General features: G+C 58.4%; 16 protein-coding genes and 1 pseudogene. 11 read left to right on the forward strand and 6 right to left on the reverse strand.

All coding sequences use genetic code 11. The annotated features are described in order from the left end of the window. Positions 1-26: 26 nt before the first annotated feature. From AC0V6W_RS00945 to lexA, 8 genes and pseudogenes are all read left to right on the forward strand, one after another. Positions 27-638: an anthranilate synthase component II gene (locus AC0V6W_RS00945; RefSeq protein ID WP_486146275.1), complete on the forward strand. Its 612-nt coding sequence runs from the start codon at positions 27-29 to the stop codon at positions 636-638. Beyond that, entirely contained in the window at positions 635-1,627 is a 993-nt protein-coding gene (gene trpD, locus AC0V6W_RS00950) for an anthranilate phosphoribosyltransferase (protein WP_486146277.1), read from the forward strand. Before AC0V6W_RS00945 ends, trpD begins: the two co-directional genes overlap by 4 nt. Then, on the forward strand, positions 1,624-2,415 hold the full coding sequence (gene trpC, locus AC0V6W_RS00955) for an indole-3-glycerol phosphate synthase TrpC (RefSeq protein WP_486146279.1): 792 nt from the start codon (positions 1,624-1,626) through the stop codon (positions 2,413-2,415). Before trpD ends, trpC begins: the two co-directional genes overlap by 4 nt. A 187-nt stretch (positions 2,416-2,602) precedes the next feature. Continuing rightward, the gene (moaC, locus tag AC0V6W_RS00960; RefSeq protein ID WP_486146281.1) at positions 2,603-3,076 is read left to right on the forward strand and encodes a cyclic pyranopterin monophosphate synthase MoaC; all 474 of its coding nucleotides are present in this window, start codon (positions 2,603-2,605) and stop codon (positions 3,074-3,076) included. A 44-nt stretch (positions 3,077-3,120) separates the two neighbouring features. Continuing rightward, positions 3,121-3,497: pseudogene (locus tag AC0V6W_RS00965) on the forward strand (molybdopterin molybdotransferase MoeA); the annotation flags it as partial. Further along, positions 3,498-4,106 carry a molybdopterin molybdotransferase MoeA gene (locus AC0V6W_RS00970; RefSeq protein ID WP_486151418.1) on the forward strand — a complete coding sequence of 203 codons (609 nt, stop codon included), beginning with the start codon at positions 3,498-3,500 and terminating at the stop codon, positions 4,104-4,106. Positions 4,107-4,120: 14 nt separating this feature from the next. Next, positions 4,121-4,258, forward strand: a complete 138-nt coding sequence (locus AC0V6W_RS00975; protein ID WP_486146283.1) for a hypothetical protein — start codon at positions 4,121-4,123, stop codon at positions 4,256-4,258. 217 nt (positions 4,259-4,475) lie between these two features. Continuing rightward, positions 4,476-5,189 (forward strand): transcriptional repressor LexA, encoded by a 714-nt coding sequence (lexA, locus tag AC0V6W_RS00980; protein WP_486146285.1) that lies wholly within the window; start codon positions 4,476-4,478, stop codon positions 5,187-5,189. An 83-nt stretch (positions 5,190-5,272) separates the two neighbouring features. Here the strand turns inward: lexA and AC0V6W_RS00985 are convergent, their stop codons facing one another. Then, on the reverse strand, positions 5,273-7,543 hold the full coding sequence (locus AC0V6W_RS00985; protein ID WP_486146287.1) for a ComEC/Rec2 family competence protein: 2,271 nt from the start codon (positions 7,541-7,543) through the stop codon (positions 5,273-5,275). A 68-nt stretch (positions 7,544-7,611) separates the two neighbouring features. Here AC0V6W_RS00985 and gltX point away from each other — a divergent pair, with 68 nt between their 5' ends. Further along, positions 7,612-9,015 carry a glutamate--tRNA ligase gene (gltX, locus tag AC0V6W_RS00990; RefSeq protein ID WP_486146289.1) on the forward strand — a complete coding sequence of 468 codons (1,404 nt, stop codon included), beginning with the start codon at positions 7,612-7,614 and terminating at the stop codon, positions 9,013-9,015. Positions 9,016-9,055: 40 nt separating this feature from the next. Next, positions 9,056-10,342 (forward strand): citrate synthase, encoded by a 1,287-nt coding sequence (locus tag AC0V6W_RS00995; protein WP_486146291.1) that lies wholly within the window; start codon positions 9,056-9,058, stop codon positions 10,340-10,342. Between the two features lie 17 nt (positions 10,343-10,359). Here AC0V6W_RS00995 and AC0V6W_RS01000 read toward each other — a convergent pair whose 3' ends face one another. The 3 genes from AC0V6W_RS01000 to AC0V6W_RS01010 form a co-directional block, all read right to left on the reverse strand. Continuing rightward, positions 10,360-11,751: a sensor histidine kinase gene (locus tag AC0V6W_RS01000; protein ID WP_486146293.1), complete on the reverse strand. Its 1,392-nt coding sequence runs from the start codon at positions 11,749-11,751 to the stop codon at positions 10,360-10,362. Between the two features lie 11 nt (positions 11,752-11,762). Further along, the gene (locus AC0V6W_RS01005) at positions 11,763-12,713 is read right to left on the reverse strand and encodes a hypothetical protein (protein WP_486146295.1); all 951 of its coding nucleotides are present in this window, start codon (positions 12,711-12,713) and stop codon (positions 11,763-11,765) included. Between the two features lie 154 nt (positions 12,714-12,867). Further along, positions 12,868-13,179 (reverse strand): Hpt domain-containing protein, encoded by a 312-nt coding sequence (locus tag AC0V6W_RS01010; RefSeq protein ID WP_486146297.1) that lies wholly within the window; start codon positions 13,177-13,179, stop codon positions 12,868-12,870. Between the two features lie 160 nt (positions 13,180-13,339). On the opposite strand from AC0V6W_RS01010, the gene AC0V6W_RS01015 reads away from it, so the two are divergent. After that, the gene (locus AC0V6W_RS01015; RefSeq protein ID WP_486146299.1) at positions 13,340-15,853 is read left to right on the forward strand and encodes an ATPase; all 2,514 of its coding nucleotides are present in this window, start codon (positions 13,340-13,342) and stop codon (positions 15,851-15,853) included. A gap of 2 nt (positions 15,854-15,855) precedes the next feature. Here the strand turns inward: AC0V6W_RS01015 and AC0V6W_RS01020 are convergent, their stop codons facing one another. After that, positions 15,856-16,146 (reverse strand): DUF1467 family protein, encoded by a 291-nt coding sequence (locus tag AC0V6W_RS01020; RefSeq protein WP_486146301.1) that lies wholly within the window; start codon positions 16,144-16,146, stop codon positions 15,856-15,858. A 6-nt stretch (positions 16,147-16,152) separates the two neighbouring features. Next, the gene (locus AC0V6W_RS01025; protein WP_486146303.1) at positions 16,153-17,811 is read right to left on the reverse strand and encodes a ribonuclease J; all 1,659 of its coding nucleotides are present in this window, start codon (positions 17,809-17,811) and stop codon (positions 16,153-16,155) included. Positions 17,812-17,834: the final 23 nt, after the last annotated feature.

Here is a 17,834-nt window from a genome sequence, read left to right on the forward strand (position 1 = left end):
CCCCATTTGCGCGAAGGCTCTCTTCCATGATTCTCATCATCGACAATTACGACAGCTTTACCTTCAACCTTGTCCATTATCTGATGGAATTGGGGGCAGAAGTGGAAGTCGTTCGCAATGATGCAATCACGGCGGCCCAAGCGATGGAGCGAGGGGCAAAGGGGTATCTCATTTCCCCGGGCCCCTGCACTCCGAATGAAGCAGGCATCAGCCTTGATCTGGTTGCGGCCTGCGCGGATGCGGGCGCGCCTTTGCTGGGCGTGTGTCTTGGCCATCAAAGCATTGGCCAGCATTTTGGCGGCACTGTGGTGCGCGGCGGATTGATGCATGGCAAAACCTCGCCTGTCACTCACGATGGCAGCGGCGTTTTCAAAGACCTGCCTTCCCCCTTCACCGCGACGCGCTATCACAGCCTTGAAGTGGTCGATATGCCGAGCGAGCTTATCGCCAATGCCCATGCCGACACACCCGGCAGTGATCACCCCAGCATTATGGGATTTCATCATAAGACCCTGCCCATTCACGGCGTGCAATTTCACCCTGAAAGCATCGCGACCCAGCATGGTCACGCGCTCCTCGCCAATTTCCTGAACCTGTGCGGCATGGATGCGCGCCTGCCTGATAGAGAGCCCGCATGACCGCCCTACCCGATATCGACACGCCGCTCACGGAAACGCAGGCGGAAACCGCCTTTGGCGCGCTGCTCGATGGCGCGCCGGATGAAGCTGAGATTGAACGCTTTCTTGTCGCGCTGTCGCAGCGGGGCGAAACCTCAAACGAAATCGCTGGCGCTGCGCGGGCATTGCGCGCGCGGCTTATCCCCATTGATGCGCCCGGCAATGCCATTGATGTGTGCGGCACGGGAGGAGACGGGCATCACACGCTCAATGTTTCCACCGCCGTCAGCCTTGTGGTTGCCGCATGCGGCGTGCCGGTCGCCAAACACGGCAACCGCGCGGCCTCTTCCAAAGCGGGCGCGGCTGATACGCTGGAAGCGCTGGGTCTGGATATGGATGCAGCAGGCGAAACGGCCGAAAAGACATTGGGCGAAATTGGCATCTGTTTTCTGTTTGCCAAAAACCACCACCCCGCCATGGGCCGCATTCAACCGATCCGCAAAAAGATTGGCAAACGCACCATTTTCAATCTGATGGGCCCGCTGTCCAACCCCGCCGGGGTCACCGCGCAATTGATTGGGATTGCCCGGCCGGCCTATGTGCCGATTTACGCGGGCGCTTTAGCAAAGCTTGGCACGGGGCGTTCGATGATTGTGTCAGGCGATGAGGGGCTTGATGAATTGAGCCTTGCCGGAGGAAACGAGGCAGCCTGGGTCAGCGGCAATGCGTTTGAAATGCGCAGGGTCGATCCGGGCATGGCCGGCCTTGCCAATGCCCCTGTCGAGGCTATTCGCGGCGATGATGCGGTTCACAACGCGGCTGCATTGAAAGCGTTGCTGCAAGGAACGCCGGGACCATACCGCGATGCCGTGGTGTTCAATGCAGCGGGCGCGTTGATGGTGGCGGGCAAAGGTGATGATTGGCAGGACTGCGCCAGCCAGGCGGCAGAAGCGATTGATGCTGGCCGCGCAGAAGAGTTGCTAAAGCGTTGGATTGCGCTGGCAGTATGAACAAGCTGGAGGAAATTTGCGCCCATAAGGCAGGCGAAGTGTCCGCGCGCAAAACGGCCACATCCGATTTTCAGCTGGAAACGCTCGCTTCTAAGCAATCACCACCGCGCGGGTTTGAGCGCAAGCTGCGTGAAACCGCCAAATCCCGCTTTGCACTGATCGCAGAAGTCAAGAAAGCTTCGCCTTCCAAAGGATTGATAAGAGAGGAGTTTAATCCCGCCCAGCACGCCCGCGATTATGCCGCTGGCGGGGCGGCGTGCCTGTCCGTCCTTACCGATGCGCCGTATTTTCAAGGGCATGAAGATTACCTCATCGCTGCGCGCGCGGCCTGCGATCTGCCGGTTTTGCGCAAGGATTTTATGATCGATCCATGGCAATGCGCAGAAGCGCGCGCAATCGGAGCCGATGCGATTCTGATTATCGTCGCGGCGCTCGGCAATGCGCAAATGGCAGAGATTGAACAGGCCGCGCGCGAACATGCCATGGATGTGCTGGTCGAAGTGCATGATGAGAAAGAGCTGGAACGCGCGCTCACTCACCTTCAATCCAAGCTGATCGGAGTGAACAATCGCGATCTTAAAACCTTCACAACCTCGCTATCCGTGACAGAGCGGCTGTCCGCGCTTGTGCCTGATGATGTCTTGTTGGTCGGCGAAAGCGGGATCAACGCGCATGCAGACCTTGTGCGGCTTGAAGCGTCAGGCGTTCGGACATTTCTGGTCGGCGAAAGCCTGATGCGCGAAACAGACGTCGCCGCTGCAACGCAGCGTCTGCTTAACGGACAGTAGCGGCGCTGTCCTACATCGCGCATTTGTGGCAATCAGGGCCAATGGCTTATGTGATTGGCAATTCCTCCCCGAAACACGCAGATTTGTTCGCATTGACAGGCAAAGCAGCGCTGTGTGCGGCGGGGCAGGTTTTTAGTGTCAGGACCGTGTAACATGCGGTCCATGCTTCAGGTTAAGGGCGCGTAGTATGAACAGACTAACCCATCTCGGCGATGACGGCGCGGCGCGCATGGTGGATGTGGGGGGCAAGGCGCAAAGCGAGCGGACCGCAATCGCCTCGGGCCTTATCACCATGTCGTCAGACGCGCTCACCGCGATCCGCGAAGGCGACGCGCCCAAAGGCGATGTGCTTGGCACTGCGCGCATTGCAGGCATCATGGCGGCCAAACGGACAGGCGAGCTGATCCCGCTCTGCCATCCGCTGGGGCTGGAAGCGGTGGGGATTGAGTTCACCTTTGAGGATACCGGCGTGCGCGCGCTTGCCACTTGCTCGCTCACCGGCAAGACGGGCGTGGAAATGGAAGCGATGGTCGCTGTCTCCACGGCGCTCCTGACGATCTACGATATGACCAAAGCGATCGATAAAGGCATGGTGATCGGCGAAGTGCGGCTCATCGAGAAGCGCGGCGGCAAATCGGGCACGTGGAAAGCGAGCCAGTGAGCGGGCTTCTGCCTTTGGTCGAAGCGCAGGAGCGGCTCCTCGCCATGGCCGTGCGAGGCCCGGTGGAGCAGCTTGGCGCTAGCGCAGCGCGGGGACGCTATTTGGCTGCCGATGTGACAGCGAAGCGAACTCAGCCGCCCGCGGACCTGTCAGCGATGGATGGCTATGCAATTGCAGGTGCAGGCCCGTGGCAGCGTGTGGGCGAGGCGCGCGCAGGCCAGCCCTATGACGGAGCGCTGACAGGCGGCGAATGCACTCGCATCTCGACAGGGGCGCACATGCCGCAAGGCGCAGACAGAGTGCTGATCCAGGAGAACGCAGTCATTGATGGCGTTTCTGTGGTCTTGGGCGAGGGAGAGGAGATGCCCTCCCCCAGCGCCATGTGCGCGCGCGCGGCTTCGACTTTGCGCAAGGCGACCGCGTGCTGAGCGCTGGCACGCGGATAGGCCCTGCACAGATCGCGCTCGCGCTGTCGGCTGGATGCGGTGAGCTACCCGTGCGCGGGCCGCCCAGCATCGCGATCCTTGATAGCGGGGACGAACTGGCAAGCGACCCTGCCGAGTGCGGTCCGGGCCAGATCCCTGCCAGCAATGGCGCGATGATCGCAGCCATGGTCGAAGCGCTGGGCTGCACCACCATGCGGCTTGGCCCGGTGGCCGATGACATGCAGGCGCTGGCAGAGGCCTTGGCCCAGGCGGAAAGCGCAGACATCCTCATCACATCTGGCGGTGCATCGGTGGGCGATCATGACCTCATCCAGCGCGCTTTGGCGGATTGGGGCGCGGATCTCGCGTTCTGGAAAGTGGCGATCAAGCCGGGCAAGCCGCTCATGGTGGCACAGCGCAAAGGCCAGGTGGTGCTGGGCCTGCCCGGCAATCCGGTCTCAAGCTATGTGACCGCGTTCCTGTTCGCTCTCCCGCTCGTGCGTGCAAGCCTTGGCGACAAAGCGCCCTTGCCGGCTGAGGAGACCCGGATCGCGTCCACGGCCGTGCCCGCAACCGGCCCGCGGCGCGAGTTCGTTAGGGGGTGAGCGATGGGCGGCATGTGAGCCCCGCATCTTCACAGGATTCCAGTGCCTTGCGCGCGCTTGCTGAGGCCAATTGCCTGATCGTGCGTCCCGAAAACAGCTGTGCGGTGGCGCAAGGCGAAGAAGTGGCTGTGTATAACCTCCGAAATGGCTGAATTGCAGCGGTTTGCGGGCTAACAGGGTGTTGACTTGTTCCGATTGGTTGCCTACTTGTTCCTCATTCGTTCACCTTATCGGTGATCGGGCAGCGTTCCAACCGCACTTTGCCCTTGGGTCACACCCTTTTGGCGCTGTGCCTCTTTGAACGCGTGAGTTCTGCACTGCGGGGGCTTTGTTGCCTCGCTCGAAAGTGCGTCAAAAGGAGTTTGCCTGATGCTGACGGCAAAGCAACACGAACTGATCCGCTTCATACAAGAGCGGCTTGAAGCAACAGGCATTTCGCCCAGCTTCGAAGAGATGAAAGAAGCGCTCGATCTCAAAAGCAAATCGGGCGTTCATCGTCTGATTTCGGCGTTGGAAGAACGCGGCTTCATCCGCCGTCTACCCAACAGGGCGCGCGCACTCGAAGTCATCAAAATGCCCGAAGATGCAACACCTGCTCCGCGTAAAGCATCGGGTGAAACGGCGGCGGATGATACAGTCGTCGATCTGGCGGCAGCGCGCACAGCAGCTGCGGCTCGCTCGCAGCCCGAACCTGCCAATGATGTCATCAGCATTCCGCTGCATGGCCGGATTGCAGCAGGCGCACCGATCGAAGCGCTTGAAGGACAAAGCGCGCTTCCCGTGCCAGCGGCACTGCTTGGCCCCGGAGAGCACTATGCGCTCGAAGTGTCAGGCGATTCCATGCTCGAAGCAGGCATCTTCGATGGCGATTTCGCCCTGATCAAACGGACAGACACTGCGCGCGATGGCGAGATTGTGGTTGCGCTGGTCCGCGGTGAAGAGGCGACCTTGAAGTATCTGCACAAGGATAAAGGCATGGTGCGGCTTGATCCGGCCAATGCAGCCTATGATCCGCAGGTCTATGGATCGGGTGAGGTGCAGGTGCAGGGCAAACTTGCAGGATTGCTGCGCCGCTATCACTAATTGTGTCGCGGGGGTGGGTGCGTTCCGTTCCGGCGTAAGCCTATCGGCACCCCTCCCCGCTGCGCGTCATAAGCGGGCTTGGGTCAGTCCTCAAACCCCTTCCACCAACCGTGCTCGCCTTGGCTGGCAGCAACCGTGGTGACCGTCTCTCTGCTAAGGTCAATCGCAAGACCGCCGTTCTGGCCAAGATAGCCGCGATCCGCTTTGAGCCAGCGCGGTTTGCACGAGCGCGGCAAAAAGCGATCAGCGACCACGATATCGGCCTGATCGCATGCAGCAGCCAAAGCGCGCTCTTCGATCAGATTGCGGTTGCGCGCGAGGAGAAGCACCCAGTCCCTGCCGCCTCGCTCAAGAGTGATAAGGCAGAACTCGGCAGAACACCGCGCACCAGGCCATTCGCTAAGCGGGATAGGATCGCTGGTCACGCTAGACAGTTCAAGCAGGTTATCGCGCGAATAGGAGGAACGGCTGTCTCGCAGCGAAAGCAGCGCTCTCGACCCATCAGGCTGAATGGTGGTGATCCCGACATGGCGCCCTTCCCGCCCAACCAGAATGTCGGGTATGGGGGTGGCCAGCAAAGCCGCTATCCCTGCTGCAACAGGAGCAAAACCAAACAGCCTCGCTCTGCCCGACCACAGCGCCAGCCACAGCCCTCCTGCGACAAACAGGGCAATCGTAACGCCGCCCATTTGCGGCATCAGCTTGACCGCGCCGGGTTGAGCGGAAGTGAAATGCGCAATGGCAAGCAAAGCTTCAAGCGCGCGTTCGGCGATCCACCATACAGGCGCGCCTGCACCCACCAGATCGAGAGCCAGGCCGAGCGCGATCATCGGCATCGCGATGAACGTCACCAAAGGAATGGCGATGACATTGGCCAGCGCTCCATACAGTCCAGCGCGGTGAAAATGGAACATGACAATCGGCATCAGGGCAAGCTCAATGACCAGGCCCGTCAGGAAAAGCATGGCCGTGTTGCGTCCAAATCGCTGCCACCAGGGTTCTTCGCGCGCAGCCAGAAAGGCTCTCACCGGGCCAGACGAATGCAAAGCAACAATGGCAAGGACGGCGGAAAAACTCATCTGAAAGCTGGGACCGATCACCGTCTCGGGCCACACCACCATCACGAACATCGCAGCGACCGCGACCATGCGGAACGACAGCGCATCACGCCCCAGCGCCAGAGCGCCCAGGACCAGAATGGCGGCAACGCAGGCCCTGACGGTGGGCACCTGCGCGCCTGTGAGTAAGGTGTAGGCGATACCGGCCATTGCTCCGGCTACCGCAGCCGCAACCGGCAATCGCACCCGCAAAGCCAAAGCGGGGAACAGCGCCAATAGCTTAATCACTACAAAATAAGCTGCGGCAATCACCGCGCTCACATGCAGCCCGCTGATAGCAAGCAAATGCGTAAGGCCCGCATCGCGCATCGCTTCCTCATCAGCTTGCGGGATGGCTCCTCGGTCACCGCTCGCAAAGGCTGCAGCAATCGTGCCCGCCGATCCATCAACATTGGCGCGAACGTGATTGGCAAGGCTGCGCTGGATGCCCTTTAAACCGCTCTTGGTTTGAGGAGCCTCGATAACCTCAATCTCCCCGACAAGGCTGCCCGTCGCAGCATAGCCCTTGAACCACGCGGCGCGCGCAAAATCATAGGCTCCCGGCAGCATGGGGCTCGCAGGAGGCATCAGGCGCACACGCATCCGCAGAACTGCGCCTTCACTCATGGCGGAATTCCCATTGGTATTCACATCCACCCGGTCCACCTCTGCCAAAGGGACATTGATTCGGATCTTGCGGCTCTCACCGGTTTCGGGATCGCGGATAGCCAAGGTAAGCCGGATGCGTTCATCGGCGGGTTGATCCTGGCGTTCGAGCACATATCCTTGCACGCGCTCGACCACTGGTCTCTCAATCGGCTCCGCCCCCACCATTTCGGACCGGGCCCAGATCACAGCAAGGCCAGCGGCAAAGACCAATCCGATCGCAATGCTCGCCCGGCGGCAATGCTCGCGTTCATCCACCCCGCGCCATGCCGCCATCGCCGCCAGCGCAAGCAGCAGTCCAGCCCCAATTGCGCTGGCCCACTGCCACGGACTTGTGAGTGCGAACCATGCGAAGATCCCGCACGCGAAGCAAACCGCAATCCAGGGTGCGCGGTCAAAGCCTGCCCTCGCAAGAAATTGCTCGATCCTATCGAAGATTGCCACCGCGATGCTGGACATTCCCGCGCCCGTTTGCCAAGTGCGCGTGGGATTTCGGCTGGCTTTGTCAAAAGTCGCATCAGAAACGGTAACGCCAGCAGCCGCGCTGCCAGCGTCATCATCTCCCATTGGAACAGTTGGTAGATCAGCCATTTGCCATAGTCCCTTCTGGGGTGCGGCCGGTCGGCTCAGCGCATGATATGAATAGGAACTGGACGCTTATGGCAAGCGAGATTGTTACCCGATTTGCCCCCTCACCCACTGGGTTTCTGCATATCGGCGGGGCACGAACAGCGTTGTTCAATTGGCTTTATGCCCGTCACTATGGCGGCAAAGCGCTGCTCAGGATCGAGGATACCGATACCAAACGTTCAACCCAGGCAGCAATCGATGCGATCATTGATGGCCTGGATTGGATGGGTCTTGATTACGATGAACCACCCGTGTTTCAGTCTGATCGCGCAGGGCGCCATGCGCAAATTGCGCACCAATTGCTTGATGCTGGTCACGCTTACAAATGCTTTGCTACCCCTGAGGAACTCGAGGCGATGCGAGCCGAGCAAAAGGCGAACAAGCAGCCCATGCGTTATGACGGGCGCTGGCGCGACCGTGACCCGTCAGAAGCGCCCCAAAATGCGCCTTTCACTGTCAGGATTAAAACTCCGCAACAGGGGGAGACGGCCATTGTTGACGAGGTTCAAGGCTCGGTTTCGGTAAGCAATGCGGAACTCGATGATTTCATCATCCTACGCGCCGATGGGACACCCACTTACATGCTCGCGGTGGTAGTGGATGACCATGATATGGGCGTCACGCATGTGATCCGGGGCGATGATCACCTCAACAATGCGTTCCGCCAGCTTCCCATTTATCATGCGATGGAGGCAATCGAGGGCGGCTGGAACGAACCGGTCTATGCCCATGTACCGCTGATCCACGGGCCTGATGGCGCGAAGCTATCGAAACGGCATGGTGCCTTGGGGATTGAGGCCTATCGCGATGACATGGGTATTCTGCCTGATGCCTTGTGCAATTATCTCTTGCGGCTGGGGTGGGCCCATGGCGATAAAGAGGAAATTACCCGCGAAGAGGCGATTGAGCTGTTCACCCTGTCAGGTGTGGGCAAAAGCCCGTCACGATTTGACCTGAAAAAGCTCGAAAACCTCAACGGGCACTATCTGCGCGAGGCTGATGATGCGCAATTGGCCAAATTGGTGGCGGAACGGATGGGTGATGGCGCGGATCATGCGCTTTTGGAAAAGGCAATGCCCGCTCTAAAAATGCGTGCGAAGACTGTCGATGAACTGGTTGATGGTGCAGGATTTCTTTTTGCAACCACACCGCTTAAAATGACCGAGAAAGCGGCGAAGGCGCTCGATGATGAGGCGCGAGCAAGATTAGCGCAAATTTCTGCACGATTGGGCAGTGAAAATGACTGGACAATCGACGCTCTCGAAGCCACTACGAAAGCCTTAGCTGAGGACATGGGATTGGGTTTTGGCAAGCTTGCGCAGCCGATGCGCGCTGCCTTGACCGGAACGATGACTTCGCCCGGCATTTTTGACGTTCTCGTCCTTTTGGGACGGGATGAATCGCTGGCCCGGCTCGACGCCGAAGCGTCTTAGCCGCGTCTTTTTGCGGTAAAAATTGGACAGGAGATACAGTGTGGCAGACAAAATGGCGAAACTCGAATTGGGCGGGCAGACCCACGAATTTCCTGTATTAGAAGGCAGCACTGGGCCCGATGTGGTCGATATCCGTAAGCTATACGGGTCAACCGGTGCGTTCACTTTCGATCCGGGCTACAAATCGACGGCAAGCTGCGAAAGCGCGCTCACCTATATCGATGGCAATGAAGGCGTTCTGCTCCATCGCGGTTATCCTATTGGGCAATTGGCGGAACAATCCAGCTTTATGGAAGTCAGCTATCTGCTGCTGAACGGTGAATTGCCCAATAGCGAAGAGCTTGACGATTTCACGTACACGATCACTCGCCACACAATGCTGCACGATCAGCTGCGACAGTTTGTCCAGGGCTTTCGCCGCGATGCGCACCCGATGGCGATCATGTGCGGCGTTGTGGGGGCGCTTTCGGCGTTTTACCATGACAGCACAGACATTTCCGATCCGGAGCATCGCAAGATTTCATCGCACCGCCTGATCGCAAAGATGCCAACCATCGCGGCGATGGCATACAAATATGCTGTGGGTCAGCCCATGATGCAGCCCAAGAACGATCTGAGCTACACGGGCAATTTCCTGCGGATGACATTTGGCGTTCCGGCCGAGGAATATGAGGTGCATCCGGCGATTGAGAAGGCAATGGACCGGATCTTTATCCTCCATGCCGATCATGAACAAAACGCATCAACATCAACCGTGCGTTTGGCTGGTTCCTCTGGCGCAAACCCGTTTGCGTGTATCGCTGCTGGCATTGCCTGCCTCTGGGGCCCGGCGCATGGCGGCGCGAATGAGGCGGCGCTGAACATGCTGCAAGAAATCGGCACGCCGGACCGGATCCCGCACTATATCGAGCGTGCGAAGGATAAGAACGATCCCTTCCGGCTGATGGGCTTTGGTCACCGGGTTTACAAAAACTACGATCCGCGCGCGACGGTGATGCAGCAGACGCTTCGCGAAGTGTTTGAAGCACTCAAAACAACTGATCCTGTGTTCGAAGTGGCGTTGCAGCTTGAAGAGCTTGCGCTCAACGATGATTATTTTAAGGAAAAGAAGCTGTTCCCCAATGTTGACTTCTATTCCGGCATCATCCTGTCCTCAATCGGGTTCCCGACAACGATGTTCACCGCGTTGTTTGCTCTGGCGCGCACCGTGGGCTGGGTCGCTCAGTGGAACGAGATGATCTCTGATCCAGGCCAGGTTATTGGCCGCCCTCGCCAGCTTTATACGGGACCGACAGCGCGCGATTACGTGCCGCTGGCCAACCGGTAAGGTTTAAGGCCAGCGTTTTAGCTGTGTTTTGGTAATGTCAGTCGGAAGAGCGCGCCCTGATCGGCGCGTTCTTGCGGCTCGGCGAGAGCCAATTCGCCCTGCATCGCGTCTGCGAGCTTTTTCGAGATATAAAGGCCAAGGCCAGAGCCGCCGTCATTATCGCGCCCAAGCCGTTCAAACTTTTCGAAAATATGCTCGGCTTGTTCGGCGCTGATACCGGGACCTTCATCTTCCACCGTCAGGAATACGGCCTCGGAAGCTTCATCTTCGCCAATCGCCACGGTGACAGTGCTGTCTTCCGGCGAATAGGAAATGGCGTTCCCGATCAGATTGATGAGAATTTGCAGCACGCGCCTAAATTCTGCGTTTGCGGGCGCATGCTCGTCCTGCGCCGGAAGGTTGAGAATGATGTTTCGGGCTTGTGCTCTTACGCCCAATATTCCGCCTGCACGCCGTGCTGCATCGCTTAAATCAACCCGTTCCTGAAGCGTGCTGAAACCGGGCGCTTCGACCACTTCGAGGTCGGCAAGATCATCAAGCATCCCCGAAAGGTGCTGGCCAGCGGCAGCAATATTGCCTGCATATTCGCTATATTCGCCGCGCAGTGGCCCCGCCAATCGCGCGCGAATGGTTTCCGCATTGGCAATTATGCTGGCAATAGGTTGGCGCAGTACCGGGGTTAGCGCGCTGCCAATCAGGCGAGTTTGCGAACGGTCATCGGCGGTGCCGGCATCGGCGGCTGCAACAAGTGGCTCTTCGGCGACCAGCAGCAACTCAAACCCGCGCGGCGTGCCTGTCCCCGGTCCCGTCGGGATAATCCGAACTCTCCAGGAACGCATCGATCCCGCAAAGGTGCAAGACGCCCCATCCAGCAAACGCCAATGCAGAGGCTGCTGATGCGCAACGCCTTGCAAGCTGACATAGTCCGTCCAGAGCTTTCCGGGCTGAGATTTGGAAATCGCCACCAGTTCAGCGGTATCCGGCGCCAAACCGCTTAGCAATTGCAAGTGCTGGCGGTTATCTAACCGCGCGTTTACTTCTGCCGACGCGCGGTCAATGGCATCGATCTGCTCTGCCAGTTCGCGAGAGGTCAATTGCGGCTCTTGTGCGCGCTGCCAATTGTCGATTAGCAGCTCGCACCCGCCGCCGTCCGTTTCATCAAGGGGATGAACGCGGGCAAACCCGCTCACCACTTCCTCGCCATCAAAACAAGTAAACTCGCGCGCGATCCGAAGCCCCATGGCCCTACCCTGCTGCACCAGATCGAGCAGTTCCGGGATTGCCAAAGTTCCCGGCAGTGCTCCGCCGCATTTCTCATGCAAATCCGCAAGCGCTTCATCGGCTGTGACCAGGCGGTCAAGCTTGTCTGTCACACCGCGCGCGGCAAGAAGGGAACTGCGTTGATCCATCGCCCGCGCTCTTATCCCGCTTTCCATGCAGCCGATTGCCCAAGCAAATCAGCTGCTTTTCCAGGGGCGATCTCATCCATATGGCTGGGCAGACGTTCCGCAGGTTCAAGCAGCAGAAACTGGCGCTCAATCGCGGATTGATCGAGACCAGCAGCGCGGAGGCCCAATGCAAGGCGCGCCGCTTGACGTTCGTGACAGGCAAGGATTGCAAGGTCGCGCGGCTGCCCGGTCAGCGCGGCCAAAGCCGTGACGAACAGCGCTAATCCTGCATGATCAAGGTCTAGCGCTGCAACTGCGCCTGCCCGCATGGAGCGCGCAAGGCGCGTCAGCAATGCCAGACGGGTTGCCCCCTCATCATACTCCAAGCGCAATCGCTGGATGCCCGTTTCCAATTCGGCATCTGCGCATACCGCAGCTGACTCCGGCCATGCCTCGAAGGCCTCAAGAACCCCGTGATAGAGGCGCGCAGGCAATTCACCCAATGGCATGGACATACGGCGCTGGGCCTGAACAAACCGAGATTGCGCGGCGAGCGCGTGCATCCCAAGTTCGGCCACCTCAGCTTGTTCAGACGCGATCAGCTCTTGCAATAACGGGCACAGCACAGGGTCCAATGACGATCGCTGCTCCAACCGATAAGCTAAATGACCTTCCATCGCGAGCGAGTAGAAATGGCTCAGGATCGGGCCATCGCCGGCCAAATGATCGGACAAGGCATCAACCGCGATTTCCTCAGGATCTTGCGCCCCCGCAGCGACGATCAATTGACGGGCAGCATCGTTCATCATGCCGCGCAGCCGGGCGACGATGTCCTCGTTTACGAGCGCATGGCCCGAACTTGCCAAAAGATGCGACAGAACCGGGGCAACGCCGCTGAGCGCACGATCACCACGCGCCAATTCAGCGCGCAGCATCAGCTCGACATGCGGTGTCGCAGGCTGGTCCATGACGATCTTGCCCATACCTTGCCTATACAGGTGCTATAGTTAAGCCCGCGTTAGCCGATTTAATCGCAAGACACAGCAGCAATTGCGGATAGGTTTATGGCAACGAAGCGTGAGTGTTTCGCAGTGCATAGCACCCATCGCCGGCCTTGTGAGCCGTAGCTTGCCGGGTCTAGTTTGGTGAAACACCCGAATATTGGCGCAAAACCGTCTCGATATCGCGGATCGCCGTTGGTTCACCCGGGGCAGAAACAAGCGCATTTTCGGCAGCCAGCAGCAATTCATCAGAATGGAAGCTGGCCGCCAAACCCTTGAGCCGCATCGCCGCAACATTCCAATTGCCATCACAGCGAGAACGCTTCAGCAAATCGAGCTGCTTCTCAGCGCTTTCAACAAACGCGGCGCGCAATTCCCGCAGCAATGCAGGATCATCACCTGCCGCCGCTGCCAGAGTTGCATCAAGGGCTCCATTTTCAAATGCCATAAAGGCAACACTAGGCGACTAAGGGTTAATGGAGGGTTTATCCACAGGCTCCATGTGGTATCAGAAGGGCATGTCAAAAAGACAGCATATCCGGGCGGTTCGCCAAGAAGAGAAGCGCAAAGCTTCATCCAGCTCACCTGCAAAAGCGGACGATGGCGATATGCCTGATGCCGAAAATGCCCAGACCGGTAGCGCGGCCGATGACAATTTGGACATCCTCGACCTATCCGAGATGGACGAAGATACGGGGTATTTCGAAGAGATGATCGAGACACCTTCAGCGCGCTTTACCTGGGTTATCCCCGCTCTGGCGATCACCGTAATCCTTAGCTGGACGGCCCTTTATGGCTGGGCGATGCGCGGGGAATTGATGAACGCGGCCGCTGTGGCGCCTGCGCAATGGGTTCGCTGGATCATTGATTGGTCGGTGCCCGTGCTGCTGGTTTGCGTGATCTGGCTGCTCGCCATGCGCAATTCGCGGGTTGAGGCCAATCGCTTTGCTACCACGGCATCGCTGCTTAGTCAGGAAAGCGCACAGCTTGAAACCCGGCTGACCGTGGTCAATCGCGAGCTGAGCCTTGCGCGGGAGTTTCTCGCTTCTCAATCGCGCGATCTGGAATCGCTTGGCCGTGTGGCGAGCGAGCGCATTGGCGAACATGCCGCGTCTTTGCAGGATTTGATCAAAAAGAACGATAAGCAAGTGCAATCCATCGGCACCGCAAGTGATACAGCCCTCGCCAACATGGTGCGGTTGCGCGACGATTTACCCGTGATCGCGAATTCGGCGCGCGATGTGTCCAATCAGATCGGCAATGCTGGCGACACGGCCAAGCAGAGCCTTGAAAGCATGACGGGCGAATTTGAGAAAATCCAAGCGCTTGGCACGTCAAGCGAAGAGCAAATCAGCGGTATGGGCGACCGGGTTCGCGCCACACTGAGCGATTTTGATGCCGAGATCACCCGTTTGGAAGAAACCGTAGGCGCTCGGTTCAATTTGTTGCAAAACAAGGCCGCAGAATATCGCAGCGAAATGGACCAGACAGAGGCGCAAGCCTTTGCTTCGCTGAGTGGTCGATTTGCTGGATTGCAGGGCGAAACCGACACGCTGATCGCGAAATTGCATGATGCTGAAAAATTGGCGGGCGACAGGCAGAAAGCCGCGCTTGAGAAAATTCAGGCCAATGTAACCGATTTGTTCGAACAGGTTGACACGCTGGATCGCAATTCCATCGAAGCATCCAAAGCCCGCGTGCAAAGCCTGCACAAAGAGGCCGCGGAATTCGACACTTTACTTGGCCAACGCGATATCCGGTTCCTCGACGAAATGACAAACCGTCAAACGCAATTCGAACAGCGCGAGGCGCGCGGCGCTGAAATTCTGGCTGAGCGCCTCACGAAACTCGATGCCGCCATGGCCGAGCAGCGCGATCTGCATGCGCAGGAAACGGAAAAGCTGTCTGCACAAAGCGCTGCGCTGAGCGAACAGTTTGGCGAGATGGGTGCGCTTATCAAACGGATCGGCGAACAAGGCGATATGTCGCGGCGCAGCCTGAAAGAAGGCCTTGGCGATCTGGGCAAGACCTTGTCTGACAAACGCTTGGCGCTTGGCCAAACCGCCGAAGCGCTTAAAGAAATAAACAACGCAGCTCTCAAAGTGCTCGAAAACATCGAATTGGGCGTTCACCACACGCGCGAAGAGCTCCCGCAGGCGATCCAGTCAGCAGCGAGCGAACTGGGTCATGTGGAACAGCGCGCGGGCGCGCTCCAAGGCGTGATCCTGGAAACAGCGCAGCGCGGCGAAGATTTGAGTGGTTATCTAACGAAAGCTCACGGCGAGATTGAACGGGCTGACAATTCGATTGAAGAGATCACGGCGCGCTTTTCCGAGCAGACGGATGACGCGCTGGCAAAACTGCACGGATTGCGCGGCGGGCTGGCGCAGATCACCTCGGAAAGCGAAGAGTTTGCAGGGGCCACGCAAGAGAAACTGCGCGAGGCTATCACATCGCTCGAAACCGCCACGCAGTCGGCTTTTGCCTCGCTTGAAAATGGCGCCAAAGAGAAGGTTGAGGCGCTTGCCGCACAGATCAGCACGGAAGCGGTTGAGCAGCTATCGCAATCTTTGCGCGACGAAAGCGCCTCTGCCATCGCGCAAATTGAGGACGCGACATCCAAAGCATCCGGCGCTGGGCGTGAGGCGACCACGCAATTGCGCGATCAATTGGCCAAAGTGAATGAGCTTACCGGCAATCTGGAACAGCGCATCACTCGCGCGCGGGAACTGGCAGAAGAACAGGTCAATAACGATTTCGCCCGCCGCATGGCGCTCATCACCGACAGCCTTAATTCCGGTGCAATCGATATCGCGTCCGCATTCTCGAGCGAAGTGCCAGACACGGAATGGAACGCCTATCTGAAAGGCGATCGCGGAATATTCACTCGCCGTGCGGTGCGACTGATCGACAATTCTCAGGCCAAGGAAATCTCCGAGCTTTACCAGTCGGACAGCGAATTTCACGCCAATGTGAACCGCTACATCCACGACTTCGAAGCGATGCTGCGTTCAATGCTGTCAACGCGCGATGGCAATGCACTGGGCGTGACCGTGCTGGGTTCGGATATGGGCAAACTTTACGTTGCGCTTGCGCAGGGCATTGAGCGGCTGCGCAACTAGGCTCAATCGTCAGCAGAGAGCTTTGTTGGCGGTTCGGGGAAGATGTTCAGATCATCGGCGCTGATCCAGCCATACTCAAAATTGAGCACAAACAACGTCGTGAGCAAAGCCGCGATCAATGTCGCGCGGATGACGATCTTCCCGGGCCGAAAATTGACGGGCGCGCTTTCTGCATGCCCGGGTGCAGTTTTGTCGCCAACCTCGTCCGCCGTCTTCACGCCAAAAGGCAAGAGGACAAACGCGCTCATCACCCAGATGAGGAAATAGATCGCGATGATAGACGTCCATTGCATGGCGGGTTAGCTCGGCACCAGACCCGGCATCAGGACACGCACTTGCGGGTTTTTACCCGACCATCGCCGCGCCGCACGGCGGGCGGCAAGGCGTGCTGCTTCGTGAACGGCAGCGGGGTCTTGCGCGTCTTTGCCTTTTAGCTTGCGCAGGGCTGACAGAATATCGCTTTGGGTCTCGGCGATAAATTCAGGCATGTCTTCATCCAGAGGCAAACCGATGCAATCGATCACCGGATTGCTGCCTTTGACCAATGCCACCGTCATCAATCCCTCATGCGCAATGCGGCGGCGCATACTGATCGCCTCGCCGTCAGCCGGAGCGATGATATCGCCATCAAGCACAAGCCGCCCATTGCGGACCTGCGCCAAAGTCGCAGGCTTACCGGGCGCAAGTTTGACGATATCGCCGTTGGATTGGACAACATTATGCGCGATGCCGCTGGCTTTTCCAACGCGGGCCTGTTCCTGCATGTGACGCATTTCGCCATGCACCGGCACCAGAATTTCTGGCCGCAGCCAGCCATACAGCGCCTCCAGTTCGGGCCTGCCGGGGTGACCGGACACATGGATAAAGCTCTGCCTGTCAGTCACCATCGTGATCCCGCGCGCGGCAAGCTGATTCTGCATCTTGCCGATGGAAATTTCATTGCCGGGGATCTGACGCGAGGAAAACAGCACCACATCGCCGCGCGCCAGTTCAATAGGATGATTATCATCTGCCATCCGGGCCAGTGCAGCGCGCGGTTCGCCCTGCCCGCCTGTGGCAAGGATCAACACCTCCCCGCGCGGCAACCGCATGGCGGTGTCAAAATCAATCGGATCAGGAAAATTGGTAAGGTAGCCATTGGCCTGACTCACTTCCAATATCCGGTCGAGCGAGCGGCCCGCAATGCACACTTGCCGTCCTGTTTCGCGGGCCACTTCGCCCAAGGTTTGCAAGCGTGCAACATTGCTGGCGAAGGTTGTCACAACAACCCGCTTGCCTTCATGCTTGGCGACTTCCTCCATCAATCCGCGATGCACTGCGCCTTCAGAACCTGACGGGTTGGGATTGAAGACATTGGTGCTGTCACACACCAGCGCGAGCACACCGTCATCCCCGATCTCAGTTAGCTCTTCCTGCGTGGTCGGTTCACCAATGATGGGTTCTTCATCCAGCTTCCAATCGCCTGTATGAAAAACTTGTCCATAGGGCGTTTCAATCAACAGCGCGTTGCCCTCTGCAATAGAATGGGCCAGCGGTAGATAGGTGACCGTGAACGGGCCCAGCGCAATTTCGCCGTGGTCGTCAGGGATGATGTTGAGTTCGACCTGACTTTGCAGCCCGGCCTCTTCCAGTTTGCGCGCAACCAAATCCGCCGTGAACGGCGTCGCGTAAAGCGGCACGCCCAATTCGCCGGCAAAATACGGCACCGCTCCAATATGGTCTTCATGCGCGTGAGTTAGAACAATACCAAGCAGGTCTTTGGTGCGATCTTCGATGAATTCCAGATCAGCAAAGACCAGATCAACGCCGGGATATTCGCCGCCGGAAAAAGTCATGCCCAGATCGACCATCAGCCACTTACCATCGCAGCCATACAGATTGACATTCATGCCAATCTCGCCGGAGCCCCCCAACGCCAGGAACAGCAATTCGTTTTCGGGCTTGAAGTTCTTTTTCACAGTAGAGGAATTACTCGTTAAAT

The organism is Erythrobacter sp. JB1-7, assembly GCF_057365015.1.

What these genes read in the sequence shown, in the direction of transcription:
- AC0V6W_RS00945 (WP_486146275.1), top strand. Translation starts at nt 27, where the DNA reads ATGATTCTCATCATCGACAATTACGACAGCTTTACCTTCAACCTTGTC.
- trpD (WP_486146277.1), top strand. Translation starts at nt 635, where the DNA reads ATGACCGCCCTACCCGATATCGACACGCCGCTCACGGAAACGCAGGCG.
- trpC (WP_486146279.1), top strand. Translation starts at nt 1,624, where the DNA reads ATGAACAAGCTGGAGGAAATTTGCGCCCATAAGGCAGGCGAAGTGTCC.
- moaC (WP_486146281.1), top strand. Translation starts at nt 2,603, where the DNA reads ATGAACAGACTAACCCATCTCGGCGATGACGGCGCGGCGCGCATGGTG.
- lexA (WP_486146285.1), top strand. Translation starts at nt 4,476, where the DNA reads ATGCTGACGGCAAAGCAACACGAACTGATCCGCTTCATACAAGAGCGG.
- AC0V6W_RS00985 (WP_486146287.1), bottom strand. Translation starts at nt 7,543, where the DNA reads ATGGCTGATCTACCAACTGTTCCAATGGGAGATGATGACGCTGGCAGC.
- gltX (WP_486146289.1), top strand. Translation starts at nt 7,612, where the DNA reads ATGGCAAGCGAGATTGTTACCCGATTTGCCCCCTCACCCACTGGGTTT.
- AC0V6W_RS01000 (WP_486146293.1), bottom strand. Translation starts at nt 11,751, where the DNA reads ATGGATCAACGCAGTTCCCTTCTTGCCGCGCGCGGTGTGACAGACAAG.
- AC0V6W_RS01005 (WP_486146295.1), bottom strand. Translation starts at nt 12,713, where the DNA reads ATGGGCAAGATCGTCATGGACCAGCCTGCGACACCGCATGTCGAGCTG.
- AC0V6W_RS01010 (WP_486146297.1), bottom strand. Translation starts at nt 13,179, where the DNA reads ATGGCATTTGAAAATGGAGCCCTTGATGCAACTCTGGCAGCGGCGGCA.
- AC0V6W_RS01015 (WP_486146299.1), top strand. Translation starts at nt 13,340, where the DNA reads ATGCCTGATGCCGAAAATGCCCAGACCGGTAGCGCGGCCGATGACAAT.
- AC0V6W_RS01020 (WP_486146301.1), bottom strand. Translation starts at nt 16,146, where the DNA reads ATGCAATGGACGTCTATCATCGCGATCTATTTCCTCATCTGGGTGATG.